We start from the raw sequence: 25870 nt of genomic DNA, 5'->3' as shown, positions 1-25870 counted from the left end.
TTTTCTAGGGTACTTAGCTCACCTACATCAAATGAACAGTTATACATTTTGATGGTGACTTTTCAAAATGTACCTTAGCCATACATCCCTAGAAACTAGGGGTTCCTGCTGAGAACGAGCCGCACTCTTTTTGAAACTGTACTTCACAGAAATACACTGTTTTGTCTGGATTATTTTCTGGTGGCAGAAATACTCCATCAATACGGAAAGCAGTTTGTTTGATTTCCACTGAACGAAACTGATAACCTTGAGTATCGCTGGGAGAGCGTCCAATCAATTCAAAGAAAATACTGGGAAATTCTGCAAATAACTGATAAAAAATACTATCCGTTTTCACTAGTATTATTTGTTGCGAAAATCACACCATATTGATTTTATGCATAGATTTGGCTCTGTGAATTAATGAGTTGCGCGATCGCACACGTCTGCGTTACAAGCACGGTACACTGTTTGAGTTGACTAATATGAGTTGAGCCACGCTTTTCTTGAAAATATTGTCCTATGCCGGCATTTTTATTAGAAGTTGGTACAGAAGAACTACCTGCAAGCTTTTTGAGTAGCGCCGTAGCCCAGTGGAAGTCGCTGATTCCCCAAAGTTTAGCAGACAACAGCCTCACGAGCGACGCCGTAGAAGTTTACGGTACTCCCAGACGCCTAGCGGTACTCATTAAAGGTTTACCATCTAAGCAAGCAGATCGTGAAGAAGAAATTAAAGGCCCACCCGCACAAGCTGCATTTAAAGATGGTACACCAACACCAGCAGCGCAAGGTTTTGCCAAAAAGCAAGGTGTGGAACTTGATGCTTTAGAAGTTCGCGCTACCGACAAAGGGGATTTTGTATTTGTGCGGAAAGTCATCTCCGGTCGCAGTGTAGCAGAAATTTTGACAGAACTGGTGCGAGAGTGGATTTCGCGTTTAGAAGGTAAGCGGTTGATGCGCTGGGGCGACGGAGATTTACGCTTTTCTCGTCCGATTCGTTGGTTGGTAACTTTATTAGATGAAGCAGTGCTGCCGATAGAATTAGTGAATGGATCGGAGACAATCAAGAGCGATCGCATTTCTAGAGGGCATCGCATCTTGCATCCAGAGCCGGTGATTATTCCTCAAGCTATTGATTATGTGACTGTGATGCGTTTGGCATCCGTGGTTGTGAATGTTGAAGAAAGGGCAAAGATTATCACCCAAGAAGTCAAAGAGTCGGCACAAAAGTTAAATGGGTATGCAGAGATTTACCCAGATTTATTAGAGGAAGTTACTAACCTTGTAGAATGGCCCTCAGCTGTTATCGGTAAATTTGAAACAGAATATTTAAATTTACCAACAGAGGTAATCACCACTGTGATGGTGCATCATCAGCGTTATTTTCCTGTTTTTAAGAAGGCAGGAGGCAGTAGACGCGGAGCGGCTTCCGAAGGTAGGCAGGAGGCAGAAGGCGATAAATTAGATCCTTCATCATCATCTACTTTAGATAAAGAATTACTGCCCTATTTTGTCACGATTTCTAATGGTGATTCAGCTAAATCAGATATCATTGCTGTTGGGAATGAAAGAGTTATTCGTGCGCGTTTAGCTGATGGCAAATTTTTCTATGATGCTGATTTAAAAAATCCCTTGGATAGCTTTTTACCCCAATTAGCAAAAGTGACTTTCCAAGAAGATTTAGGCTCACTGCTTGATAAAGTAGGGCGAATATCCAAAATTGCCGCGCAAATTGCAGAACAATTGCAAGTAAATGAAGATGAACGCCATCATATTCACCGTGCTGCTTTATTGTGCAAAGCTGATTTAGTAAGTCAAATGGTGTACGAATTTCCTGAATTACAGGGAATTATGGGACAAAAATACGCCTTAGCCAGTGGAGAACCACAAGCAGTAGCAACAGCAATTTTTGAGCATTATTTACCACGGGGTGCAGATGATATTTTGCCGCAAACTTTAACAGGACAAGTTGTCGGTTTAGCAGACAGATTAGATACATTAGTCAGTATTTTTGGCTTGGGAATGATTCCCACAGGTTCCTCCGATCCCTTTGCCTTGCGTCGGGCAGCTAATGCAGTAATTAACATTACATGGGCGGCTGATTTGTCCATCAATTTGCAACAGTTATTAGAGCAAATAGCTACAGATTTTGTTGCAGCCCGCGATAAAAATAAAACAGAATTAGTTGCGACTTTGGAAGAATTTTTCCTGCAACGTATCCGCACCTTACTACAAGAAGAAAAACAGATTGATTATGACGTAGTAAATGCTGTTTTGGGAGAAAATGACCGAGATTACGCAGAAAGAGCCTTAAAAGATTTATTGGATGTACGCGATCGCGCTTTATTCTTACAACAAATCCGTAATGACGGCACCCTAGATAAAATCTACGAAACCGTCAATCGTTCGGCACGTTTGGCAGCCCAAGGAGATTTGGATACAAAACAACTCGATCCAACGGTTGCAGTCAGCCCAGAACTATTCCAAAAGCCTTCAGAAGCAGCCTTTTATAACGCCTTAGTCGAATTGTTACCCCAGACTCAAACCGCAGGGCGATCGCGCAATTATCAACTGTTGGTAGCAGGGCTAGAAGAAATTGCTCCCACAGTCAGTAACTTTTTTGATGGAGCAGAAAGCGTTTTGGTGATGGATCCCGATCCCCAGATCAAGCGCAATCGATTACACTTACTTGGTTTATTGCGTAACCACGCCCGTGTATTGGCGGATTTTGGGGCAGTTGTAAAAAATTTGTAGCCATCATCTATCAAAAGGTAGTGTAAATTGTGCCAATACACGTTACGATAAGGATTGCTTAACCAGGGACTTCTGCTACAGTCTATGCCCAAAGGCCATGTTATTGGATTAGGAAAATCCGGTGTCGCTGCGGCGAGATTGTTGAAACAGCAGGGATGGGAGGTGGTGCTAAGTGATCGCAACACCTCTGCCAACCTGCAAAAACAACAACAAGAATTAGCAACTGAACAAATTACTGTTGAACTAGGGTATTCCCTGGAATTAGATAGTTCAGATTTACCACAATTAATAGTTGTCAGTCCCGGTGTTCCCTGGGATATTCCCGAATTAGTCAAAGCACGAGAATTGGGTATAGAAACGATCGGGGAAATGGAACTCGCTTGGCGGTATTTACAACCAGTTCCTTGGGTAGCAATTACTGGCACCAATGGTAAAACTACTACTACCTCTTTAATTGCTGCAATTTTTCAAACAGCAGGATTGGATGCACCAGCGTGCGGTAATATCGGCTACGCTGCCTGTGAAGTAGTCTTAGCACCAAAGCGCCCTGATTGGATAATCGGGGAAATTAGCAGCTATCAAATCGAATCTTCTTCTTCTTTAGCACCACGTATTGGTGTATGGACGACTTTTACGCCAGATCACCTCAGTCGCCACAAAACATTAGAGAATTACTACAATATCAAAGCCAGTTTGCTGCGTAACTCAGAAATACAAGTATTTAATGGCGATGACGTATATTTGAATAAATTAGGTTTAAGTCATTGGCCTGATGCCTATTGGACAAGTATAAAAGGCAAAGATTTCCTGATTGGAGATAAAGGTTTTTACATCGAAGATGGTTGGGTTGTCGAAAAATTAACTGCAACATCTACACCGGAAGCCATTATCGAAGTATCTGCATTGCGAATGGTAGGAGAACACAATCAGCAAAATTTATTAATGTCAGTTGCTGCGGCGCGGTTAGCAGGAATTGATCCAGCCGCCATTTCTCGTGCCATTAGTGAGTTTCCTGGTGTTCCTCATCGCTTGGAACATATTTGTACTTGGCAAGGCATTGATTTTATTAACGACAGTAAAGCCACTAACTACGACGCCGCCGAAGTTGGATTAGCATCGGTTAAAAGTCCAGTCATTTTAATTGCTGGTGGTGAAGCAAAAGCTGGTGATGATACTGGCTGGATGGCACAAATTAAAGCCAAAGCAGCTGCCGTTTTACTGATTGGCGATGCAGCACCCACCTTTGCTCAACGCTTGCAAGAGCTTAGATATACCAATTATGAAATTGTAGAAACAATGGACAGAGCTGTTCCTAGAGCGGCAGAATTAGCTCAAAATAATCAAGCAGCTGTAGTTTTGCTATCACCCGCTTGTGCAAGCTTCGATCAATACGCCAACTTTGAACAAAGAGGCGATCGCTTCCGGCAGTTGTGTTTGGAGTGGGTAGGAAATAGTTAAACTTTGCTTGTTACAATCAGTGTAAATTGCAAGGATACTACCCACTATGTCTGAAGTCGGTACTGTAGATATCAACTTTTCTGAAATTTCAGACGCAGAAGTTACCTTTCCACCTGGCGATTTATGGAGTGATGAACCCCCTTTGGAAAGCGATTTACACCGCGATCAAATTGAACTATTAATTAGTATCCTCAAACTTTGGTGGCGAGAACGTCAAGATTTTTACGCTTCTGGGAACCTAACAGTTTATTATAGTCCCAACCAGAAAAAGTCAGAGTATTTCCGGGGGCCTGATTTTTTTGTAGTTTTGGGAACCGAGAAAAAAGACCGTAAAAGTTGGGTAGTCTGGCAAGAAGACGGCAAGTATCCCAATCTAATTATCGAAATTTTATCGAACTCTACTGCCGATGTTGACAAAGGCTTTAAAAAACAACTTTATCAAGACACTTTCCGCACACCTGATTACTTCTGGTTTGATCCTGTCACACTAGAATTTCAGGGATTTCATTTAGTAGATGGGCAATATCAAGAAATTCAACCTACTCCTGATGGCAAGTTGTGGAGTCAGCAGTTAGGACTTTATTTAGGAGTACATGAAGGGAAATTACGCTACTTCACACCTGAACAACAATTGATACCTTCTGCTGAAGAATTAGCGGAACAAGAAAAATTACGGGCACAACAAGCAGAAGAACGCTTACACCAAACAGAGCAAGAATTGGCTAGATTGCGAGAAATTTTACGCGCCCAGGGAATAGATCCTCAGAATATTTAACTTTACTCTTCACTCTCTGCAAAATTTACGCGATCGTAAATATCATTCAAACTAATTTGAAACCGGATAGAACTAAATTCCAAAACAGCTTCTTGGGATTCATATTCAGTTAATAACCATTTTCCTTCAAGAGTTTTGCTGTACTGCATGACATAATATCTTGCTTGGTCAATTAAGATATATTCTTTAAACTCAGGAATTGACCGATAGTAGAGAAACTTGTCACCTTGGTCATAGTTTTTAGTTGACTTGGATAATACCTCAACAATTAGCAACGGATTCATTACAGTAGTTGTACCCGTTCCTGTATAAAGGGGTTCTCCCTCGATTACCATGATATCGGGATAAGTGTACTGGCGATAACGGGGTATCCACAACCGCACGTCACCAATGTAGATATCATAGTTTTGCCCTTTTAGGCCAAACTTCAAGTTAGCATAAAAATTACCAGCAATTTTATTGTGATTGGTAGTTCCTCCTGTCATTGGAACGATTTCTCCGTCGCGATATTCACTTTTATACTCAGCCGCTTCCTCTAGTGCGAGATATTCTTCTGGGGTGTAGTAGCGTTTGGGGGATTGTACTTGCATAAAGGATTAATATAGCTCTATTTCTATTTAAACTTGCAGATTTTAGACTTTGAAAAAATACAGTAGGGTGATGCTTACACTAAGTTTCACCTATTTAGACCACACTCTTGATTCCTCTTTGCGCCTGGTGCGCCTCTGCGTGAGACAAAAAAGATGTGGTTCATTTACCCGAAAATTGCTGTAAGTAATAATGCAGCTGCAAGATTAAGCTCTTGTTCTCACAGATGAAATTCCAAAACTCAACAACGAGACTTTAAGCCTCGCTGATGAAGCTCTCAAACTCGACGATGAGATGATTATCCTCACTGATGAGATTCCCAAACTCAACGATAAAATTATCATCTTTGCTAACGAGATTCATAAACTCAACAACGAGACTGTAAATCTTGCTGGCGAGACTTCCAAACTCGACGATGAGGTTATTATCCTCGCTGATGAGACTCCCAAGCTCGATGATGACATGATTATTCTCGCTGGCAATATTCTTAGACTCAACAACGAGAATATTAACCTCGCTGGTGAATTTCTCAAACTCGCTGATGAGATGATACTGTTGGTCAATTTGTGTTGGATTTAACTCCTCGACATAAAACCCTTAATTTGACGGCATTATCCTGCCCTTGCACAGTTGTAGTATCGGAAGGCGGCAGCCCACCACCCTCGTTACCAGGTTCAACCTGGCAACGAGAAATTAATCTTAAACAACCGCCGCCTCCACAACCGCACCCTGCATTTTCTCAAACGCATCAATCAGAGTTTGCAACTGCTGATCTGCCTTAAACACTCCCAAACCCCGCACTGTGACTTTTCCAGGTGAATAAACAAAACGAGACTTGAGATTTTCTGGTAAATTCGCTGCCAACAAGTTCCAAGCTGGTTCTTCCATCGGCGTTTCTAACACAACGTGCTGCTTGGCTTCTGGTTTAATTCGGCTGAAGCCTAGCTTTTTCCCTAGCTGTTTCAACTCGATCACCCGCAATAGTTGGTTTGCAGGTGTGGGAACAGCACCATAGCGATCGCTCCACTCGGCAGCAATTTGTTTGAGTTCTTCTTTAGACTTGGCAGCCGCCACCGCCCGGTAGGCACTCACTTTTTGATCGATATCTGGAATATAATCTGCGGGAATAAACGCCGTAAGGTTAAGGTCAATCTGAGTATCATCAACTTTGGGAATTTCTTGCCCTCGGATTTCCCGAATCGCTTCTTCCAGCATTTCCATGTATAAATCAAAACCGATTACATCCATCTGACCGGATTGTTCCGCTCCTAACAAGTTACCAACTCCGCGAATTTCCATATCGCGCATTGCTAATTGATACCCAGAACCCAATTGAGTAAATTCCTGAATCGCCCGCAAGCGTTGCCGTGCTGCATCGGATAATGTTCTTTGCTTTGGATAAAATAGCCAAGCATGAGCCTGGATACCTGCACGTCCTACACGTCCCCGCAATTGATATAACTGTGCTAAACCAAAGCGGTGAGCATCTTCAATCAAAATAGTGTTAACTCGCGGAATATCCAAACCAGATTCAATAATCGTGGTACAGACAAGGATATCTGCTTCACCACTGCTGAAAGAGAGCATCGTTGCTTCTAACTCGCTTTCATCCATTTGTCCGTGGGCGATCGCTATTCTCGCTCCCGGTATCATCTCCCGCAAGCTACCTGCTGTCTCTTCAATTCCTTCCACCCGTGGAACTACGTAGAAAATTTGTCCGCCTCTGTCAATTTCCTGACGAATTGCGCTGCGGATACTTTCGGAATTCATCGCTGCCAGATGGGTTTTAATTGGACGGCGGGATGGAGGTGGTGTGGTAATCAAACTCATTTCCCGAATACCTGACAAAGACATATACAATGTCCGGGGAATCGGGGTAGCGGAGAGAGTGAGTACATCAATCTGAGTTTTGAGGGTTTTAATTTTCTCTTTTTGGTTCACCCCAAACCGCTGTTCTTCATCCACCACCAAAAGCCCTAATTCTTTGAAAGTAACTTCTTTACCCAAAAGTTGGTGCGTACCTACAACGATATCTAACTCACCCGTTGCCAGTCGTTTTTGAATTTCGCGGCGTTCTTGGGGAGTGCGGAAGCGGTTGAGTAACCCAACGTTAATCGGGTAGGGGGCAAAGCGTTCTTTGAGGGTGTGATAGTGTTGTTGCGTTAGGATGGTAGTAGGTGCAAGGAGTGCAACCTGTTTTCCGGCGGTGACAGCTTTAAAGATAGCGCGAATAGCTACTTCAGTTTTACCAAAACCAACGTCGCCACAGACTAAGCGATCCATCGGGCGATCGCTTTCCATATCCCGTTTGACATCTTGTACAGCCTTGAGTTGATCGGTTGTAGGTTGGTAAGGGAACGAGTCTTCAAGTTCCTGCTGCCAAGGCATATCTGTTGGAAAGGCAAAACCTTTTTGTTGTGATCGCGCTGCGTACAACTTTAGCAAGTCCACCGCCAATTTCTTAATTGCTCTGCGGACTTTATTCTTGGTGTTTTCCCAAGCTTTGCCAGTCATTTTATTGAGTTCTGGCGGCTTCTGAGTCGTTGTCCGAAACCGCGACAGCGCACCCACTTGATCGGCTGCTACCCGCAGCAAACCATCGGCATATTGCACTACCAAGTACTCACGGGTTTCGTGGTTAATTGTCAGACTTTCTAGTTTGAGGAATTTACCTACACCGTGGTTTCTGTGGACAACAAAGTCGCCAGGGCGAAGCTTATTAGGATCTACTTGTTTAGAAGTAGCTTTTCTGCGCTTGCGGACATAGCTAAAAGTCGCGAGGCTATGTTGCCCGTAAAATTCACGGTCAGTAATAATAACAATACGGAATGTAGGCAGAATAAAACCTTCTAACTCTGCCATACCGGAATATTTTAAGGCAATAGGTACGTGATTAATTTGTAGCTTTTCAATCGCTTGATAGTCACGGGGATTAGGTATAAACTGAGCAGGGCAGTCATGTTCTTGCAACAGAGACACAGAACGACTCGGTTGTGCCGAAATTAACCAAATAGAAAAATTGCGATCGCGTTCTTGTCGTAGTATTTCTGCTATTTTGGCAAAGGAATGGGGCGTTGCTGGCACTCCACGACTAGCAAGATTTATACCTTGATTTTCCTCTGCCAGTTCTGATAAGTATACTCTCTTGAACTCTGCCAACGCAGCCAAACAATCATCAAACCAACGATGAATTTTTGGTAAGGCAATCAAGGCTTGTTCGATGCTTCTGCCTCCATCCTCGTCTGCTGCCTTACTGCCCAAAGCTAACCACTGCTCCTCAGCATTCTCCACCCAGCGATCGCTGTGAGCGTGACACTGTTCTGGCTCATCAATGGCAATCAGGGTATTTTCTGGTAAATAATCTAACAATGAAGCTGGTTCGCGAAAAGCAAGTCCTAAAAAGCGACGGCTACCTTCTAAAGATGTGCCTGCTTCAAACTGTTCTTGTTCAACTACAGAAAGATAAGTTTTAACTGTTTCTAGCACCTCCTCACCCAAAGCCGATTGAACTACAGGGGAAAAGCTCGTAGGAGTGAGAATCAGCTGCTCAACCTTATCTAACGCAGAACGCTGAGTGGACGGATCAAATTCTCGTATTTGTTCAATCTCATCACCAAACCACTCCAAGCGCACTGGCAACTCAGAAGACACTGGAAATACATCAACAATATCGCCACGGCGGCTCCACTGTCCTTCCGTTTCTACCAGAGGAACCCGCTCGTAACCTAAACTAGTGATTTTTTCGCCAAAACTATCTAGGTCAAACTCTATACCAGACTTAATAGTAAGACAGAAAGGTTTGAAAGCTTCTAATGGTGGCAGGTGCAGTTGCAAAGCGGCATGAGTAGCGACAATAGCAATTTGTCTCCTGTCTCCTATCTCCTGTCCCCTCACTTGGACTAAATCCGCCAACACCTGCATCTGTCCCCAAGTCATTTCAGTCTCAGGATCAAAAGGTTCGTAGGGAGAGGCTTCGGAAGTTGGGTAAAAATGCACAGTTTGCCATCCCATCGCCTCTAGCTGTGCCGAAAAGCGTCCTGCTTCTTCCAAAGTTGCACAAACCACAAACAAATTCTGCCCCTCAGTTTGAGCCAAACTTGACGCTATCAAGCCTTTTGGCAACCGGGGTATACCATTTAAATGCAAATCTTGTTGTCGATTTAGCTTGGTAAGAAGCTCTGTGGTGAGCGGCGATCGCCCTAGAGTACGGACAATGGAAGAAAAAGCCATAAGTTCAAAAAACAGGTGGAAGTCGTTCTGAGCAGCAATGGATAATCATAGCGCCTACTTTAACTATTTTAGAAATGTCAAGGATGGTAGAAGTATTGTCTGAAAGAGGTAAGTCCCTAGTACAATTACGACTACTAATAGCTAATATCCGAACTGTGCTCTATCCCAATCACCTATGAATAAATGACTAATAGTTGTATTTTCAGGTTTTGAGTATTCTCTAAAAACATCTTGGATACTAGATATTAATTTCAGATTAAAGTTTAAGTATGGTTTGCCGATAGCATCGGCAATTTTATAAGAATGTCACCAACTGTTGAAATCCTAATTATTTTCCTACTCATCCTCGCCAACAGCCTGTTTGTCATGTCAGAGTTGGCTATAGTCTCAGCGCGAAAGGTTCGTCTACAACAGCTTGCAGAGCGGGGAGATCAAAAGGCTCGCGTTGCCTTTGAACTAGCCTCTTCCCCAAATCAATTTTTGGCTACTGTTCAAATCGGGATAACTCTCCTGGGTATTTTATCTGGTGCCTTTGCCGAATCGACGATCGTCAAGAGATTAGAGCCTATATTGATTCAAATGCCCTGGCTAGCATCCTATGCTGATGCGATCGCTACCGTTATAGCTGTCTTAATTATTACCTATTTGACGCTGATTCTTGGCGAATTAGTACCCAAGCGTATAGCTTTAAATAGACCAGAGCCAATTGCTTCCATTGTTGCTATTCCCATGAAATGTTTAGCAACACTTACTTCACCATTAGTTTATTTATTAAGTATTTCCACTGATACGGTTGTGCGAGCTTTGGGTATTAGACCATCTACAGAACCACAAGTAACAGAAGAAGAAATTAGAGTCTTGATCGAGCAGGGTACAGAAGAGGGAACCTTTGAAGAAGCAGAACAAGATATGGTAGAGCGAGTATTTCGGTTTGGCGATCGCCCCGTGAGCTCGTTTATGACACCCCGCCCAGAAATTGTCTGGTTGGATTTAGAGGATTCTGTAGAAGAAAATCGACAGAAGGTGATTGAAAGTCCCTATTCCCGGTATCCGGTTTGTCAAGGAGGGCTAGATAATGTTTTAGGTGTGATCCCGGTGACTGACTTGTTAGCCCGCAGTTTAACTGGAGAACCGTTAGATTTGACGGTGGGATTGCGAACGCCAGTATTTGTACCAGAAAGTACTCGTGGTTTGAAAGTCCTGGAATTATTCAAACAAACCGTCACTCACATGGCACTAGTAGTTGATGAATATGGTGTGATTCAGGGATTAGTTACTCTCAACGACGTGATGATTGAAATTGTTGGTGATGTTCCTTCCGCAGAAGAATTAGAAAACCCCCAAGCAGTACAACGGGAGGATGGTTCTTGGTTACTGGATGGAATGTTATCTGTAGAAGAATTTTTTGAACTTTTCGATCTTGAAGAATATTTGCGAGAACATCAAGGCAACTATCAAACACTAGGTGGTTTTGTGATTACTCATCTTGGTCGCATTCCCTCAGCAGCAGATCATTTTGAATGGCAGGGTATGCGCTTTGAAGTCATGGACATGGATGGTAATCGTGTTGATAAGGTACTGGTAGTGCCTAAGCAAAAACAATCACTGGATAGTAAAAAACAAGACTAGTTTAGTTAGAGTGAACCTCAGTCTTAAATACTTTATGGTACTAGAATTTTCTCCGTATAATTAAGGAATGATCTACGGAGAAAATTTTTGCTTGCATACTATTAGGAATCTTGTTAGCAACCGATAAATTAATCAATACATTAATTAAATTAAGTACAATTTCGGTTTTTGTTTTAGTAAAAAATTTTATATCTTTTGTAAGTAGTGTTGAAAAAACTATAAACCAATAACAGCAGATATTTCCATCCAAGAATTTTGATCTGCTGTTAGGGTTGCTCTGTCTTATAGAGCAATACGTTTTTTAGATATCCCTATATCTGACAACAGATTCAGTTACCTTCGGTAAAGCTGACGGTGTACACCGAAAATGCTTGTGCTGCCTATGAGTTAGTTTCCTTGTTTAACAGAAACTAGCCAAATTTTGCATACCGAAGTTTCCTTTGATATCAAAAATTTTGTTTGCGTTTACAAACACACATACCAATTGCAGTTTGTTTGACACAGAAACACGGTACTATGCCAACTACAGTCACCTACGAACTGAAACATGAAATTTTGCAGTTGTTGCGAGAATATCAGCAATCTCAATCAGCAGTTGTTCGCAATCAACTTGTAAAACTGAATTTTGGATTGGTGAGAAAAGAAGCTCACTATTGGATAAATCAATGCCAAGAAAGCTATGAAGACTTGCTTCAAGTCGGTTGTCTGGGTTTAATTCGGGCGATTGAAAGATTTGAAATATCTAAAGGCCATGCTTTCAGTTCCTTTGCTATTCCTTACATTCGCGGTGAAATTCAACATTATCTACGAGATAAAGGTGTAACGGTACGTATCCCCAGACGCTACTTAGCTTTGCAACAACAGGCGATCGGAGTTTCGCGTTCTCTACGGGAAAAATACAATCGCCAACCAACCGATTCAGAGCTAGCAGCAGCACTGGAAATTTCCTCCCAAGAATGGCAAGAAATTAAATTAGCATGGATTAATCGCGCTCCTCTGAGCTTGGATGTACCAGTACAAGATGGAGAAGAGGGATCTACCAGCTTGGGTGAACTAGTACCAGATCTCCACTACCGTAGCTTTCAGTTGGCACAAGAAGATCAAATTCGCTTGCAACAAGCTCTAGTGAAGGTAGAAAAGCGTACTCGTGAAGTTTTAGAGTTTGTTTTTTTACACGATTTAACGCAAAAACAAGTAGCAGAACAGCTAGGTATCAGTGTTGTCACTGTTTCTCGTAGAGTTAAAAAAGGACTGGACTTGCTGAAACAGTTAATGGGCGGGCCTGAAGAGTAACTGACAGCCGCATCTAAAAAATAGTTTTGCTGGAAAATGAAGTGTAAAAAAATACTTTGACAACCGAAAAATTAGGTTATAAAGGTATAAGATTTAGCCTTTGATAAAAATTTCCAGTATGTTGACTTCGATAAGCAAATATACCTGTAGCTATAGAGAAAGGTTAATGCACAGAAATTCAATAATTTTTGCTGCAGCTATTGTGTCTTTGGCGATCGCTTCCTGTGGTTCGGAAGGAGAACAACAAGCGACTAATACCCCACAGCCGAGTAACCCACCAGCACAAACTCAGCAACCGCAGGCACAAAAGTTTAACAACCCAGTGGTGCCAGCCAAAGAAAGTTCATTAGTTGCACAAGCAAGTCCTAGCTTAATTCAACCAACAAATCCAACAGAAAGGATCAATTTCGTCTCCAAAGGACGGAGCGATCCATTTGAGCAACTTGTTAAGCAATATCCCCAAGGACTATCAGATCCGAGCACCAAATTGAAACCTGTGCCTTTATTACCACCTTTACCAGCGGTGGTAACAGTAGCAAGAACACCACAAAAACGCAGTGCGGTTATATCTGCCAAGATAAATTCACCAAATACCGCTAAGTTAAACGCATCAAACACCAAAACTAATCGCAATCCCAGTTTAATTTCTGTTTTGCCTCGTGTGTTACCGCAGGTTATCCCCGATCAGAAACTAAAAGCTGCGTTGCCTCCCTCTCCACAACCTGACTTAGCAAAAGCAGTTTTTGTGAGTGGTGTAGTCTTGCTTGGCAATCAACCCCAAGCAATTATTAAAGTACCAAACGAACCAACGAGTCGTTACGTGCAGCCAGGACAAAGATTGGCGAACGGAGTACTGATCAAACGTATTGAAATGAATGAAGGTTTAGAGCCGATCGTTATTCTGGAACAATATGGTATAGAAGTTGCCAAAATGGTTGGAGAAGCGCCTGCGGGTAGTCCAGCCGCAGCGACGACAACAGCAGTTGTCCCAAATACTGTTTTGGAAACATCACCAACTCAAAACCCACTTGCGATTGGATCTTCGTAAATATGGAGACAAAAGAAAAAATTGAATTTACTGGTTTACCTTTGGCAGTCTATCGAGAGATAGCAGCGCATTTACGTCAAGTCGAAGGGGTAGAAGTGAGTTTAATTCCCCAATCTTCCCAAGAGTTTGATTATAGCCAAAGTCAAATCGGTGGCTTGTGGATATCGTGGCCTTCTGATTTCAGTTCCCAAAGCCGACAAAGGATTGAACAGATTTTGGCCTACTATCGCAGTCACTACATAGTTTAATGACTCAGATATATAAGTCGAGATATTTTGGGTTGAGGTTTCTCCACCCAAATTTTTTGTATTGCACAATATATACATAGCCTTCATAAGCTGCGTACAACAGAGCAGGGAACAGGGTACAGGTTACAGGGAATAGGAAAATTAAACTCATCTGTCTCCTGTTCCCTATCCCCTATTACCTAACTTCCCTTCTGCCTTTTCAAGTCTAGTGTTTGAATTGAAACAGCATATCAAGTTATAAAATTACAATTTGCTGAGGTAAACTGGCAAGCAAGATCGGGGAATAATGACAACAACGGCTTTACAGTCTGGGCATCTATTACGATGGAAAACTGGCAATTTCTGATACAGAAACAGGGCGATCGCTCTTGGCATCTCCTGGAATCGCCAAAACTAGATATTTTGGAAGGTAGGTATAGAGTTGTGGCTCGCTCCAACCTTACCAATACAGATGTGGAAGTGCGGATAACTCACTCCTCAACTGATCGTGCAGAAGTACCACCAAAACGACGCGTTCATAAGCGATCGCGCCGCACTAACGCAGAAGGTTTAATGGCGGTAATTCCTTTTACCCACCTCAAGCCAGGCATATGGGATTTGCAATGTTGCGGCGATTTAATGTCGGATTTGCTTGGTAAACCCTGGCAATATAGCGTTCAATTGCAAGTTTCACCCCAGGTAATAGATGGGGAGACAAGAAAGCTAGGGGTAGCGCCTTGGGAGCGCCCTGAAAATGGGGAAAACTCTGCAATTTTCAAAAAAACGAAGAGTAGCACTGAAGATACAATTATCGATCAGCCTATAAGTCCCGTATGGCTCAAAGCAGAAACAGCACAGCAGATTTTACAAAATCTGATAGATTTAGCTTTACCTAATTCAGCAACTCTTCTAGAAGATGAAAGGACTGAGAATTATCCTCTAGTTTTTACAGATCTACCACTACAAATAATTCTGGAAGAAGAAACCTACATTGGTAATTGGGGACAAGCACTTAGTCTCAATGGATACGTACAACCAAAAGAAACGACCAATCTACCAAGCATCTGCACAAAAGAGGTGCGAATCGAATTGCGCTCACCTCAGGGTTTGGAAATATTAAGTCGTCAGGTACTACAAAACTTAGGCGAAAAGTTACTGCCATTTTCCATTAGCTGCTCAATTGAAATTCCGGCTGAGTGCGAATCCAAACTCATTTTGGGTAACATCAGCTTGTATGGCACGCTCAATCCTGACACGGAAGCAATATTATTAGGCAGTCAGTCTTTTACAATTACAGCAGATATTACAGAATTATTGGCTTTGGGCACCCTAGCCAACAAAAACGAACCAGAAGTCTGGCAAGAGCAAGCTCAAATACCATCAACGCCACCTATCAAAACTAAATCGTCAGAGTCAGCTGCAAAGCTAAATTTAGAACTTTTCAATATCGTCAAATCTAAAAAAATTACTCAATCTTTACCAGCCCATCCCGCCCCAAAAATATCTCTCCCACCGCGCCTAAAGCCACTTTCATCTGAGAATTCAGGAGCTTGCCGTTCGCCACAATTACCAAATCTTCCACAACTTAATAGTCTAAATAATAACATTAGTGCCGATGTTTCCTCATCTACAGTACAATTGCAGGATTTTGAGCAAGAAGGTACTCCTACCATTGTTGAGCAAGTAGCAAGGATAGATACTACTTTTCCATTTTTAAAACGAGTCAAAAACTTGCCACAAGAGCAAAAAGAAGACATTTGTTATGATGGGGAAGCATTGGACTTGTACATTTGTAAGGAATGTGAACATCAAGGCATAACCACAACACCTGATGAAGATATAGCTCAATCAGTTACAGATCAAGGTGCAGAATACGAGGATGACTCTTTTGAAGAGTCTGTTGCATTAGTTATCCCATCAAGCTCACATTTATTAACAGTGCAACCAAATCCCTATATCTCTCCCTTGATTGTGAAGTGGATGTACAATCACGGATACTCTTTATCCGAACCCATCGACGTCGAATATGAAGACTACAATACTCACACTCCCACTCCAGAAGAGATACCTCAGGAACAATCTCCATTTACTTTTAATCCTGAATATCTACTTGAAGATACCAATTTGTACATCACCTCAGACTTAGATATAAAACCGGAGGAAGATGAAGAAAAACCCCTTACGATTTCCCTTCCTTTCCCTCCACCACCTCCTTTTGTTGCTTCCCCCTTATATCAACTACCGCCTCTTCGTCATGCCAAGACACCACCAGTGTGGTTGACAAAAGAAATTGTTGTAGATGATACATACAGCAAAGTGGAAGTTGAAGCAAAAGACAGTAGCTCTGCTAGCGAGGAAAAGCAATGTTTGCCAAATATATCAATTGCTCTACCAATGACTGGAGCGATCGCACAGCCATTACCAATTCCGCAACTGCATTTACCAGAAGGTGAATTAATCTGTGGCAAGTCTGTGAGGATACGCATCCAAGTGCCTTGTAGGCGTCCTGGCATTGCAGTTAAATTATGGATAGAGGATTGCCAAATGCGGTGGCTGTTAGAAGGGCCACGTTTGCTCACGAATTTACAGCCCAACTCTTCGGGAGGATTGGAAGTTATTACTATAATCCAGATTCCTTTTGGCTGTTTGGAAATTTGCTTAGAAGCGATCGCCGTAGATATGGCAACCAAACAGGAAAGCCACAAAGCCACTATTATGCGGACTGTGATTCCAGAAGACTTGCTTAGTTTGCAGCAAGATGAAATGCTGGGTTTATAGGATGCTTGTGTAAGAACTGCTAGCCAGAAATGTTAAATAGCTGTTTACATAAGGTCTCACAGTGTTAAAAATCTTTAGAATTTACAAAATTAGGCTGGATTTGCAGTAAGCTCATTTTGAATCGTAGTGTGATTTCAACAGGAATTATTTACTATGGCTGCTTCATTTTTGCCTTCTATTTTCGTTCCCCTGACAGGTCTAGTTTTTCCATTTGTAGCAATGGCGTTTTTGTTTGTGTACATTGAACGCGAAGATCTTGTCTAAATTTGGATAGTGGATAGTGGATAGTGGTAAATAACTACCTACTACTTACTAACTACTACCTACTGTACGGGCGGGTTTAAACTAAAAGTCATTAAAAAAACCCGCACGGCAGTCGCTACAACGGAGCGGAGCCGGAGAATCCGAAAGCTCCTCTTAACCTCTAAGGGCGCGCTGCCTCCCCTACTCACAACAATCTCAAAATAATACCGCCCGTCTCCATGAGATAGGCGGTTTTTTAAATACTGATTTCTAAACCAGTGCTAGAAAATTTGAGACCGTTGTTATGCGGCTCATGCCAATCTTAAACAGATGAACCAAGTCCGGCGTAAGCTCCATAGAAGAAAATGCCTACAACCGTAATTACACCTAAGCCCGCGATTGTCGCAACAATCCACAAAGGAATTCTCCCACTTTCAGACACTGTATTCTCCTCCCTAAACAAAAAAATCAACGCAGGTTAAATAAACAAAAATTAATACCTATGCTTCCAGTTAGTTAAAGAAGTAACTGGAAAACAAAATCCCCAGAACAAAAACTAGTAGCAGTCCCAGGTATAAAGATGTCCGGTTTAATTCAACCGGCTGATTATTAGGGTTGGTGTTTCTTTCCATTCTTATCTCCTAGCGTTGAATAAACTGCATTGCGGCGATCGCGCCCAAAAAGAATACAGTAGGCACAGCTAGGGTGTGAACTGCCAGCCATCTGACGGTAAAAATTGGATATTGTACTGGTTGGTTAACGTTGCTGCCGCTAGTCATAATTTCAAACTACTTTGCAATAAATTCTTCGACTTGTTGTTTTGCATCAAAACGGTTATTCACAATCGGCAATTCTTGCCGTTCTTGGGTGTAATACTCGTTTGGCCGAGGTGTGCCAAATACATCATACGCCAAGCCTGTACTCACAAATAACCAACCTGCGATAAATAAGGCAGGAATGGTGATGCTGTGAATCACCCAATAACGAACGCTGGTAATAATATCCGAAAACGGACGTTCTCCAGTACTACCTGACATTTAGATCCCTACCTCCATCATCTATTGTTAATTAATTTATTATCCTACAAAGTTAAGAAAGAGTTACAACTTGCAACTTCTTTCTCATAAATAGGAGTTAATACCTGTTTTGTTACCTAAGCTGCTTCTGATTTGGCATCAGGGGCAATATTAGGTTGGTATTTGAGCAAAATTCCGCGATCGCCAATTACAAATCCTTGTTCTGGTGATAAGAAAACTATTTTGTAAAAATTAGCAGGCACATTTTCAACATCACGGTCTTTTTCCCAAGTTTTGCCACCATCAGGACTGCGTAGCAAATTAGCACTGCCACCGCTGATCCAAACTTCCTCAGGTGTGCGATATGCCAAATCAAGCAAACCCCAACTAGTAGACACTTCTGGATATTGTACTTCCAACCATTTGTCAGGGTTAGCAGGATCGCTAAATTGTACCTGTCCTCCCCGTGCTAGCATCCACATTTGCCCGTTTTCTGTAAAGCCCATATTTTCGACTCGTCGGGAACTATTGCGGTTATGGGGTACCCAAGCATTTATACCCGGCTCCCAAGTCGAATAAAAGTTACCTTTAGCAGAAACAGCAACGTATTTGCCATCAGCAGAACGTTCCATATTTCGCACTACACCGACGGCTTCTTCCACCTGTGCTTTCCAGTTTTGACCCCCATCTGTAGTTTTGTATATTGCTCCTACATCGGTAGCCATTTCAGCTGTTTTTGCTCCTAGCGCTAAAACATTTATCGGATTACCTGGCAACTTTTCACTCAAAGGAATGCGTGACCAAGAATTACCTTCATCAGTGCTGTGTAGTACCAGCGAAGGTTCACCGACAATCCATCCTTCCTTGCCAGCAAAACTGACGGAGTTAAAGCGATACTTGTTGTCATCTAGCTGTAATGTTATTGGTTGCCAGGTATTGCCACCATCTTTGGTTTCCAAAAGTGTAGCGTTACTGCCTACTAAATAGCCGTGTTTAGGATTGTCAGTAAAGGCTATATCCAGTAGTTTTGCTTCTGTCGGTAGGGAAATCACTTCCCAAGGGTTGTAACTTGTGGAAGGAACGTTACTACAACCGACACACATTAAAACAACAGCAAACAAGGCAAATATTCGTTGCCAGATTCTCACTTTTGAGCGCATTTTTGTATTTATTAGTTTTTTGTTAATTTGTCTAAGATTTGCTGTAGGCAGGGTATTACCCTACCTACACTCTTAAAAGTGCGGCTTATTGTAAGCCATAAAGACTCATGAAAAATAAGAAAGCAAGAGCCAAAGCACCAAAAATCAAAAGACTTTTTTGAGTTGGTGTCAGATTATTGACACCCAAACCATAACCGAGATTTTCTTGGAAGCCAGAAGCCTTACCCGCAGGGCCGATATTGGTGAAAGCGTTTTTCTTTGCACCACAAACCGGACAGCGCCAAGTTAAGGGCAGCTCTGCAAAAGGTGTACCTGGGAGAATGTCATTTTTTTCATCTCCTTTACTCGGTTCGTAGACGTAACCGCAGGCACGACACTCGTAGCGGTCTAAAACTGGATTTTCAACAGCTTGGTCGCTCATAGCCGTAGCATGGGTGAGGGTCAAAGCTTAAACTTACGTTAAAAATTATGACATAACTGTTAGGTTTTTCTATCACTGACAAAAAGGAATCAAATTACCTCTGGTCTGTTTTCCAAATTTCAGAATAGTCAAATCGATATAATGTAAAAGAAGGTAACAGAGTTATTTGCACTATATAGCGGTAGATATTCATTGTGTTTGTCCTTAGCGGTTACGAGTACCTTCTAGGCTTCTTAATTATCTGTAGCCTAGTGCCTGCCTTAGCTCTATCTGCGTCCAAGCTCCTGCGACCTAGCGGTCGCAACCCAGAACGGCGCACTACTTACGAATCCGGTATGGAACCTATTGGCGGAGCCTGGATTCAGTTCAATATCCGCTACTATATGTTTGCCCTGGTATTCGTTGTATTTGATGTGGAGACAGTGTTCTTATACCCTTGGGCAGTTGCTTTCCACCGTCTGGGCTTACTGGCATTTATTGAAGCACTAATTTTTATCGCAATTCTTGTAGTTGCCCTAGTTTATGCATGGCGTAAAGGAGCATTGGAATGGTCTTAGATGCTAATTTAACAGCGAAAGATGTGGAACAACAGCAAAAGGAGCGCATTCTCAGCCCAATTGGGCGTCCGACAGTTACTCAAGAGTTGTCAGAAAATGTCATTTTGACAACTGTTGACGATCTCTACAACTGGGCACGACTTTCTAGTCTTTGGCCTTTACTGTTTGGTACTGCTTGCTGCTTCATTGAGTTTGCTGCTTTGATTGGTTCCCGGTTTGACTTTGACCGCTTCGGACTAATTCCCCGTTCTAGCCCCCGCCAAGCTGATTTGATTATTACAGCAGGTACAATCACGATGAAGATGGCTCCTCAACTGGTGCGTCTTTATGAACAAATGCCCGAACCAAAGTACGTGATTGCGATGGGGGCTTGTACAATCACTGGTGGGATGTTCAGCGTAGATTCCCCTACAGCAGTGCGTGGAGTCGATAAACTGATTCCAGTTGATGTGTACTTACCCGGTTGTCCACCACGTCCAGAAGCAATTATTGATGCAATTATCAAGTTGCGGAAGAAAATAGCTAATGATTCGATGCAAGAGCGGGGTGTAATCAAACAAACCCATCGTTATTACAGCACGACTCATAACATGAAGTCAGTACCCCAAGTCCACACTGGTCAATATTTGCTTTCTGATACCCGCGTTACACCACCAAAGGAATTAACAGAAGCAATAGGGCTGCCTGTACCTCCTGCTCTGTTGACTGCGAAGAAGGAGGAGGCAAATCGTGGCTGAAGAATCAAAACCAGTACCAGCAGAAGAACAATCTTTAGTCAAAGCAGGCAAAACTTCTCAGTGGTTGATGGAAAATGGTTTTGCCAATGAGGCTTTAACACCTGATGTAAATGGGGTAGAGATCATTAAGGTAGAACCTGATTTCCTGTTGCCAATTTGTACCGCTCTTTATGCTTACGGGTTTAATTATCTCCAGTGTCAATGCGGTATAGATCTGGGGCCTGGACAGGATTTAGTCAGTATGTACCACTTGGTTAAGGTCAGTGATAATGCTGATAAGCCAGAAGAGGTACGTATAAAAGTTTTCTTGCCTAGAGAAAACCCAAGAGTGCCTTCAGTCTACTGGATCTGGAAGACGGCTGACTGGCAAGAGCGCGAATCCTACGATATGTTCGGGATAATTTACGAAGGGCACCCGGATTTGAAGCGTATTTTAATGCCAGAAGATTGGGTTGGTTGGCCTTTGCGTAAGGATTACGTGTCACCTGACTTTTATGAGTTGCAGGACGCTTTTTAGAGCGCATAGGCACCTTACTCCCCCTTAATCCCCCTCTCGTATGTGTAGAGGGGGTGTTTTTTGTTTTTTTGGTGGGTAGCCACAAGAATGATCGCGCTAATTAATTTATCATGCAGCCAATGTGAGCCATGATATGAATGGTTAGGTATCCAATAACAGTAAAATACAATGTCTTAAGATTTATTAAAGTCGTTTCAGAGGGAGTGATTAGATAACTTGCTATAGCCACCAAGACGCCATTTAAATTAATTCATACTCCTAACTCGCGCAATGTAGCTTCTATTCTACTCACACTGTCATATTTACCCTGCTGCTCGTACAAATCGCGTGCTTTTCTAAAAATAGCGATCGCTTCTTTAGCTTTACCCTGCTTTTTCAACATTGTTCCCCGCAATTCAAACACTTGAGGATTTTTAGGAGCGAGCTTCACTGCTTCATCGTATGCCCACTGGGCACTTTTGTAGTCTCCCAGCCGTAGCAGGATAGTTGCTAATCCTACGTAGGCATTGACATTACTACGGTTAAGTTGTATCGCCCGACGATAAGCTTCTTTTGCTCTAGCATTATCTCCTAAGTTGCCACTAACGTAACCAAGAGCGTATTGATAATCACTATTATTAGGATTGAGGGCAGTCGCACGGCGGTAAAAGTTTAAAGCTGTCGAATAATTTCCTTGCAATGCATATAAATAACCAATGCCAGAATAAATAGATGCATTTTTTGGCTCTAATTCTGCTGCTTGCTGATAGACTGCGATCGCCCGATTATAATCACCAGCTTGCACCAAACTACGCCCTTCTTGCAAAAGTTCCTTTACTTGTGCGCTACTTTGGCTTTGTGCAAGCAAAACTTGAGCTTGAGCAGGAAAAGACATTATTGCAGCAATGCTTCCTATTAAGAAAACTTTAATTAAGAGTGGTGTTTGTCTGTACACAGCAAAATACCCTGGTCTTCATGCAACATTTATAAAGTTTCCGTGATTGCTTGTCCATTAAAACAAAAATCTTCAGCTTTGCAAACTCTATTAATTAACTTTTACCAAAGATTTATAGCAATCTAGGATTAATAGACTGCGGTGAATACTATATATACTTAGTTCTTTTTGATACTACTATCTTCATTAGTTACAAATCATTACCTATAGGAATGATTTAATGAAGTGATCGGTAGAAGTCAAAGGTTAAAGAGCAGGAGACTCAAAAGTAACATATCCGTTAGTAGGTAAAAGGTAAAAGAATGTTTCTATTTACTGTCTAGAAATTGGTATTTTACATTTAATTGTGTCCGCCTACTTATCACCGATACACAATCTCAAACTACAACTTTTGATTAGGGTTGTAAATTTTGAAAGAAAAATAATTATATATGATTCAACATTCTCCATAAAAGGCAGAGATGGTAGACGCTAAGATTGTGTAGATTTACCACTACTACAGTCTTTTGATGGATATAATATAGAGCTTATCAAAAAAATAGGAGCAAATAACTTTATGAAAAAACACGTAATATATCAATGTTTGCGTGTTTAGCTACTTAGTTTTTAGTTCTTAACTTCTATGTTTTATCTGAATAATATAAACTCACCCTCGAACAAGATACTGATGCAAATCAAAACTCTATTGCATCTCTCTTACATATATTGATTTTAAATTAACATAAGTTGATAGTTGCGTTTTTAAGGGAAATCTATGATTTTAACTACTACTGATGTCATTCAAGGTGTTATAGTTGAATCATACTTAGGTATTGTTACGGCCGAAGTTGTTTATGGCAGCAATTTTCTAAGGGATTTTTTTGCTGGCTTGAGAGATATTATTGGAGGACGTACTGGTAGCTATGAGCGTCTGTTTGAAGAAGGTCAAAGGAAAGCACTAGCAGAATTAGAGCAACGGGCACTGCGGCTAGGCGCAGATGCTGTAATTGGTATTGAAATTGACACTGGTACAATCAATGTCGATCAATCGGGTGTTCTTTTATTAATTACCGCTACAGGTACTGCAGTTAAGGTACGCTAGTCAGCAAGATTGGTTTAGTATTAATACCAGTTTTCATAGTTAGCCAAAAAAAGTTAAACATCACTACCCAGAAGATTGGTATTAATATTTTTTTTGAACTTTAGCCTCAGAAAATTTAGAACTTACTAATTATTCAGCTGACATTTATCAAAATTATTATATTTTCATATACATTGCTATCAAATAGCTTCATAATGTCATGCATTTTGAAACTTATTTTGACAAACTGTATAATTATTTAATTTACCTTTTTTAATATTTCCAAGCATAGAAATTATTAACACACTTAACATTGCATTCTTCAAGATTCAGTCTATATCAAATGTCATAAAAGGAATATAAGTTTTATTGCTAAAGATAGAGAGAGTAACTCTTTCTATTGATAGATATTCAAATTTAGAGATAGCAATTTAATTTTAAGATAAGCATAAAAATACCGAAAATCTTCAAGAAAAAGAGTCAGGAGACTATAGCTTATGTCTTATGTGAACCGTGTAGGTGACGATGTTATTAATGAACCTGCAGTACCCAGTAGAGTTGTTGATTACCACGATCGCGTTCGTTGGGGGCCTATTATTTCTGGCTTATTAGTTGCTATAGCTACTCAGCTAATTTTGAGCGCCATTATTGGTGCCTTAGGCGCAGGCGCAATAGAAGCTTCAGGTAGACCAAGAACAATTGCACCTAATGTTGCCGGTAATGTGGGGATTTGGTCAACTATTGCTTTGTTAATTTCTCTATTTACTGGTGGTTGGGTAACAGCCCGTGCTTGTGGCCCTATGAACCGCAATACAGCCCTTCTCAATGGTGCTATTCTCTGGGCAACAACTTTAGCAGTTAGCTCTTGGTTATTTGCAAGTGGTGTAACAGGTGCTTTTGGAGTTGCTGCTTCTAATGCAGCGGAAGTTCTTAACCAAGTTCAACAACCGGGTGGTGCGGCTGTACCGCAAAATGTACCTAACCTTACTGCCCAACAAGCTCGTGAGGTTGCAGAATCTTTTCGTAGATCGTTGTGGTGGTTTGTATTTGGTTCCTTGTTAGGTTTACTTGCCTCAATGATCGGAGCCGTTGTTGGTGCTCGCAGTCCGCGCAATGCAGAGAACTACAGATAAAATTTAGTCTACAAAATTTAAGGACACTACTTGCTTTAGCACCTGAGAAAAGGTGCATTTTTTTATGAATAGTTAATGGCAATTCATAATTAACTATTAGCCATTAACTACTATGATCTAATCACTACTCACCATTTTAAATATGCTGCTTCTATACCCTTCTCCCGTCTAGTCTTGCCGTCTTTCTCAAACCAAGCAATTACTTGCTCTGATGTTAAATCTTCAATTGCAACATTGTGCTCAGTAGCAATGTGCTTCAAAAGTTTGAGTGATGAAATCGTCAATCTCGTTAAAAACTTTTCTGGTGAAGAAAGCAAAGCAGCATCTACTTTTGCTGACTCTTCCGAAGTTAAAAATTGCTCTGACGGTTGTGTTGGTGGAAAATTCATAACCAAATCTAAAACTCATCAGTTTAAAATCGTGAATAGGTAATGGCTTCATAAATTATTCCCAATTCGTAAAACCAATTACCAATTACCAATTATCTATGCCATAGAGTGATAGTAAAAATTCAGTTATTTATTCATTAAGTCTATTTTTTCTTGCTTGTACTAAATATCCGCAACGATGCTCACCGTTAATTATCCAGTGAGTACGTTCTACTGTGCAATCTGGCAAAACAGCGGCAAACATTTCTAATTCGTGAACACAAACACTGGGGAAAGACTCTGCAACGTTGGAAATTGCGCAGTTATGCTCAGTGATGATAAAGCGATCGCGACTGTTAGAGGTATCTGTAGGGTGGCACTCAGCCATGTAGCCTTCAGCTTTTCTCAATTCTACTAAGGTTGCAACGCGATCGCTTAACGAGCCGTTACCCAAGCGTTCTCGATATTCCTGCGCTTTACGCTGCCATTGTTTTTTTAAAATTGTACTTACTTGGTCGTGTCCTACCGTTTCTGCTAAAGCATCTAGTAAAGAAACGGCAAACTCGCCATAGCTGTCAGCGTATTCTCCACGTAAGCGATCGCTTCCCTTACTACTTAATTTATAGACGTGCTGGGGACGTCCCATTCCCACTTGCACTGATGAATAGACAATTAACTGCTCTGCCTCCAAGTCTTTGAGATGACGACGAATCGCTTGAGGACTAATCTCTAAAGCGGTGGCAAGTTCCAAAGCCGTTGCTTGGATGTGTTTGTGGAGATACTGGAGTATATCTTGTTTAGTTGAGGACTGGTGGATAGTCGCCATCATCGTCCCAAAATTTTATTAGAAAATTTCACTTTGACAACAATATTGTTGTTAATCTAGCTTAAAATGAAGATGTGTTAAACAACATAGCTGTTGTTTTAGTAGTTATCCTTATTCTAACAGCCGTGTGACCAGTTGG

Annotated in this window: 27 protein-coding genes; 15 read left to right on the top strand and 12 right to left on the bottom strand. The window is 41.6% G+C overall.

Annotated features, from left to right (window positions below; genetic code table 11):
• Positions 1-88 precede the first annotated feature (88 nt).
• Complete coding sequence (locus UYC_RS0114020; RefSeq protein WP_016876464.1) at positions 89-337, bottom strand: DUF2887 domain-containing protein; 249 nt, start codon at positions 335-337, stop codon at positions 89-91.
• A gap of 164 nt (positions 338-501) precedes the next feature.
• Here UYC_RS0114020 and glyS point away from each other — a divergent pair, with 164 nt between their 5' ends.
• The 3 genes from glyS (at position 502) to UYC_RS0114005 (ending at position 4966) form a co-directional block, all read left to right on the top strand.
• Entirely contained in the window at positions 502-2733 is a 2232-nt protein-coding gene (gene glyS / locus UYC_RS0114015) for a glycine--tRNA ligase subunit beta (RefSeq protein WP_016879549.1), read from the top strand.
• Between the two features lie 84 nt (positions 2734-2817).
• Positions 2818-4191 (top strand): UDP-N-acetylmuramoyl-L-alanine--D-glutamate ligase, encoded by a 1374-nt coding sequence (murD, locus tag UYC_RS0114010; RefSeq protein WP_016879548.1) that lies wholly within the window; start codon positions 2818-2820, stop codon positions 4189-4191.
• Between the two features lie 46 nt (positions 4192-4237).
• Positions 4238-4966: a Uma2 family endonuclease gene (locus UYC_RS0114005; RefSeq protein ID WP_016879547.1), complete on the top strand. Its 729-nt coding sequence runs from the start codon at positions 4238-4240 to the stop codon at positions 4964-4966.
• A 2-nt stretch (positions 4967-4968) separates the two neighbouring features.
• Here UYC_RS0114005 and UYC_RS0114000 read toward each other — a convergent pair whose 3' ends face one another.
• The gene (locus UYC_RS0114000; protein ID WP_016876460.1) at positions 4969-5556 is read right to left on the bottom strand and encodes a Uma2 family endonuclease; all 588 of its coding nucleotides are present in this window, start codon (positions 5554-5556) and stop codon (positions 4969-4971) included.
• A 292-nt stretch (positions 5557-5848) separates the two neighbouring features.
• On the opposite strand from UYC_RS0114000, the gene UYC_RS0113995 reads away from it, so the two are divergent.
• Positions 5849-6133: a hypothetical protein gene (locus UYC_RS0113995; protein ID WP_016879546.1), complete on the top strand. Its 285-nt coding sequence runs from the start codon at positions 5849-5851 to the stop codon at positions 6131-6133.
• A gap of 120 nt (positions 6134-6253) precedes the next feature.
• Here the strand turns inward: UYC_RS0113995 and mfd are convergent, their stop codons facing one another.
• The gene (gene mfd, locus UYC_RS0113990) at positions 6254-9784 is read right to left on the bottom strand and encodes a transcription-repair coupling factor (RefSeq protein ID WP_016876458.1); all 3531 of its coding nucleotides are present in this window, start codon (positions 9782-9784) and stop codon (positions 6254-6256) included.
• A 303-nt stretch (positions 9785-10087) separates the two neighbouring features.
• Here mfd and UYC_RS0113985 point away from each other — a divergent pair, with 303 nt between their 5' ends.
• From UYC_RS0113985 to psaI, 6 genes are all read left to right on the top strand, one after another.
• Positions 10088-11413 carry a hemolysin family protein gene (locus UYC_RS0113985; protein WP_016876457.1) on the top strand — a complete coding sequence of 442 codons (1326 nt, stop codon included), beginning with the start codon at positions 10088-10090 and terminating at the stop codon, positions 11411-11413.
• A gap of 516 nt (positions 11414-11929) precedes the next feature.
• Positions 11930-12706, top strand: a complete 777-nt coding sequence (locus UYC_RS0113980) for an RNA polymerase sigma factor SigF (RefSeq protein ID WP_016876456.1) — start codon at positions 11930-11932, stop codon at positions 12704-12706.
• 166 nt (positions 12707-12872) lie between these two features.
• Positions 12873-13754: a hypothetical protein gene (locus UYC_RS0113975; protein WP_016876455.1), complete on the top strand. Its 882-nt coding sequence runs from the start codon at positions 12873-12875 to the stop codon at positions 13752-13754.
• A gap of 2 nt (positions 13755-13756) precedes the next feature.
• Positions 13757-14002, top strand: coding sequence for a hypothetical protein (locus UYC_RS0113970; RefSeq protein ID WP_016876454.1), 246 nt, complete (start codon positions 13757-13759; stop codon positions 14000-14002).
• Positions 14003-14326: 324 nt separating this feature from the next.
• A complete protein-coding gene (locus UYC_RS0113965) occupies positions 14327-16759 on the top strand; it encodes a hypothetical protein (RefSeq protein WP_016876453.1) in 2433 nt (810 codons plus the stop codon).
• Positions 16760-16912: 153 nt separating this feature from the next.
• The gene (gene psaI / locus UYC_RS36540) at positions 16913-17023 is read left to right on the top strand and encodes a photosystem I reaction center subunit VIII (RefSeq protein ID WP_016876452.1); all 111 of its coding nucleotides are present in this window, start codon (positions 16913-16915) and stop codon (positions 17021-17023) included.
• A gap of 301 nt (positions 17024-17324) precedes the next feature.
• Here the strand turns inward: psaI and UYC_RS36535 are convergent, their stop codons facing one another.
• The 6 genes from UYC_RS36535 to UYC_RS0113940 all read right to left on the bottom strand — a co-directional run bounded on the left by UYC_RS36535 (position 17325) and on the right by UYC_RS0113940 (position 19599).
• Positions 17325-17444, bottom strand: a complete 120-nt coding sequence (locus UYC_RS36535) for a photosystem II reaction center protein J (protein WP_071588464.1) — start codon at positions 17442-17444, stop codon at positions 17325-17327.
• Positions 17445-17514: 70 nt separating this feature from the next.
• Complete coding sequence (locus UYC_RS36530; RefSeq protein WP_071588463.1) at positions 17515-17634, bottom strand: photosystem II reaction center protein PsbL; 120 nt, start codon at positions 17632-17634, stop codon at positions 17515-17517.
• Positions 17635-17643: 9 nt separating this feature from the next.
• Positions 17644-17781 carry a cytochrome b559 subunit beta gene (gene psbF / locus UYC_RS0113955; protein ID WP_016876451.1) on the bottom strand — a complete coding sequence of 46 codons (138 nt, stop codon included), beginning with the start codon at positions 17779-17781 and terminating at the stop codon, positions 17644-17646.
• 9 nt (positions 17782-17790) lie between these two features.
• A complete protein-coding gene (gene psbE / locus UYC_RS0113950) occupies positions 17791-18039 on the bottom strand; it encodes a cytochrome b559 subunit alpha (protein WP_016876450.1) in 249 nt (82 codons plus the stop codon).
• 116 nt (positions 18040-18155) lie between these two features.
• Positions 18156-19178, bottom strand: coding sequence for a photosynthesis system II assembly factor Ycf48 (locus UYC_RS0113945; protein WP_016876449.1), 1023 nt, complete (start codon positions 19176-19178; stop codon positions 18156-18158).
• 85 nt (positions 19179-19263) lie between these two features.
• Positions 19264-19599 (bottom strand): rubredoxin, encoded by a 336-nt coding sequence (locus tag UYC_RS0113940; protein WP_016876448.1) that lies wholly within the window; start codon positions 19597-19599, stop codon positions 19264-19266.
• A gap of 194 nt (positions 19600-19793) precedes the next feature.
• On the opposite strand from UYC_RS0113940, the gene ndhC reads away from it, so the two are divergent.
• The 3 genes from ndhC to UYC_RS0113925 are packed head-to-tail and all read left to right on the top strand — an operon-like array spanning position 19794 to position 21410.
• The gene (ndhC, locus tag UYC_RS0113935) at positions 19794-20156 is read left to right on the top strand and encodes a photosynthetic/respiratory NAD(P)H-quinone oxidoreductase subunit C (protein WP_026087586.1); all 363 of its coding nucleotides are present in this window, start codon (positions 19794-19796) and stop codon (positions 20154-20156) included.
• The gene (locus UYC_RS0113930) at positions 20147-20893 is read left to right on the top strand and encodes an NADH dehydrogenase subunit K (protein WP_016876446.1); all 747 of its coding nucleotides are present in this window, start codon (positions 20147-20149) and stop codon (positions 20891-20893) included. Before ndhC ends, UYC_RS0113930 begins: the two co-directional genes overlap by 10 nt.
• A complete protein-coding gene (locus UYC_RS0113925) occupies positions 20886-21410 on the top strand; it encodes an NAD(P)H-quinone oxidoreductase subunit J (RefSeq protein ID WP_016876445.1) in 525 nt (174 codons plus the stop codon). Before UYC_RS0113930 ends, UYC_RS0113925 begins: the two co-directional genes overlap by 8 nt.
• Positions 21411-21660: 250 nt before the next feature.
• Here UYC_RS0113925 and UYC_RS0113920 read toward each other — a convergent pair whose 3' ends face one another.
• Complete coding sequence (locus UYC_RS0113920) at positions 21661-22284, bottom strand: tetratricopeptide repeat protein (RefSeq protein WP_016876444.1); 624 nt, start codon at positions 22282-22284, stop codon at positions 21661-21663.
• A gap of 814 nt (positions 22285-23098) precedes the next feature.
• Between UYC_RS0113920 and UYC_RS0113915 the strand changes: the two genes are divergently transcribed.
• Complete coding sequence (locus tag UYC_RS0113915) at positions 23099-23425, top strand: YbjQ family protein (RefSeq protein WP_016876443.1); 327 nt, start codon at positions 23099-23101, stop codon at positions 23423-23425.
• A gap of 476 nt (positions 23426-23901) precedes the next feature.
• Entirely contained in the window at positions 23902-24537 is a 636-nt protein-coding gene (locus UYC_RS0113910) for a hypothetical protein (protein ID WP_016876442.1), read from the top strand.
• Positions 24538-24665: 128 nt separating this feature from the next.
• On the opposite strand, the gene UYC_RS0113905 is transcribed toward UYC_RS0113910, so the two are convergent.
• Both UYC_RS0113905 and sufR read right to left on the bottom strand, forming a co-directional pair.
• Positions 24666-24926: a hypothetical protein gene (locus tag UYC_RS0113905; RefSeq protein ID WP_016876441.1), complete on the bottom strand. Its 261-nt coding sequence runs from the start codon at positions 24924-24926 to the stop codon at positions 24666-24668.
• Between the two features lie 130 nt (positions 24927-25056).
• Positions 25057-25731: an iron-sulfur cluster biosynthesis transcriptional regulator SufR gene (gene sufR / locus UYC_RS0113900; RefSeq protein WP_016876440.1), complete on the bottom strand. Its 675-nt coding sequence runs from the start codon at positions 25729-25731 to the stop codon at positions 25057-25059.
• Positions 25732-25870 lie beyond the last annotated feature (139 nt).

This window comes from Chlorogloeopsis fritschii PCC 6912 (assembly GCF_000317285.1).
GTDB classification, from domain to species: domain Bacteria; phylum Cyanobacteriota; class Cyanobacteriia; order Cyanobacteriales; family Nostocaceae; genus Chlorogloeopsis; species Chlorogloeopsis fritschii.
The sequence above is the reverse complement of the archived record's forward strand: the minus strand, read 5'-3'. Positions and strand labels throughout refer to the sequence as shown.